Below are 820 nucleotides of genomic sequence, written 5' to 3'. Positions count from 1 at the left end.
GGCACTGTTGCAAATAGTCGGTGGTGATAAACTTATCATCCCCTTTTGCTGATGGAGCTGCACATGAACCCATTCAAAGGCCGGCATTTTCAGCGTGACATCATTCTGTGGGCCGTACGCTGGTACTGCAAATACGGCATCAGTTACCGTGAGCTGCAGGAGATGCTGGCTGAACGCGGAGTGAATGTCGATCACTCCACGATTTACCGCTGGGTTCAGCGTTATGCGCCTGAAATGGAAAAACGGCTGCGCTGGTACTGGCGTAACCCTTCCGATCTTTGCCCGTGGCACATGGATGAAACCTACGTGAAGGTCAATGGCCGCTGGGCGTATCTGTACCGGGCCGTCGACAGCCGGGGCCGCACTGTCGATTTTTATCTCTCCTCCCGTCGTAACAGCAAAGCTGCATACCGGTTTCTGGGTAAAATCCTCAACAACGTGAAGAAGTGGCAGATCCCGCGATTCATCAACACGGATAAAGCGCCCGCCTATGGTCGCGCGCTTGCTCTGCTCAAACGCGAAGGCCGGTGCCCGTCTGACGTTGAACACCGACAGATTAAGTACCGGAACAACGTGATTGAATGCGATCATGGCAAACTGAAACGGATAATCGGCGCCACGCTGGGATTTAAATCCATGAAGACGGCTTACGCCACCATCAAAGGTATTGAGGTGATGCGTGCACTACGCAAAGGCCAGGCCTCAGCATTTTATTATGGTGATCCCCTGGGCGAAATGCGCCTGGTAAGCAGAGTTTTTGAAATGTAAGGCCTTTGAATAAGACAAAAGGCTGCCTCATCGCTAACTTTGCAACAGTGCC

The 820-nt window shown here is 52.4% G+C and carries 1 protein-coding gene; it reads left to right on the top strand.

All coding sequences use genetic code 11. The annotated features are described in order from the left end of the window. The first annotated feature begins 63 nt into the window (after positions 1 to 63). Positions 64 to 768 carry an IS6-like element IS26 family transposase gene (locus RYZ59_RS24555; protein ID WP_001067855.1) on the top strand — a complete coding sequence of 235 codons (705 nt, stop codon included), beginning with the start codon at positions 64 to 66 and terminating at the stop codon, positions 766 to 768. The last annotated feature ends 52 nt before the right edge of the window (positions 769 to 820 follow it).

Source organism: Citrobacter sp. HN-141, from assembly GCF_033341895.1.
In the GTDB taxonomy this organism is placed as follows: Bacteria; Pseudomonadota; Gammaproteobacteria; order Enterobacterales; family Enterobacteriaceae; genus Citrobacter.
The sequence above is the reverse complement of the archived record's forward strand: the minus strand, read 5'-3'. Positions and strand labels throughout refer to the sequence as shown.

What these genes read in the sequence shown, in the direction of transcription:
- RYZ59_RS24555 (WP_001067855.1), top strand. Translation starts at nt 64, where the DNA reads ATGAACCCATTCAAAGGCCGGCATTTTCAGCGTGACATCATTCTGTGG.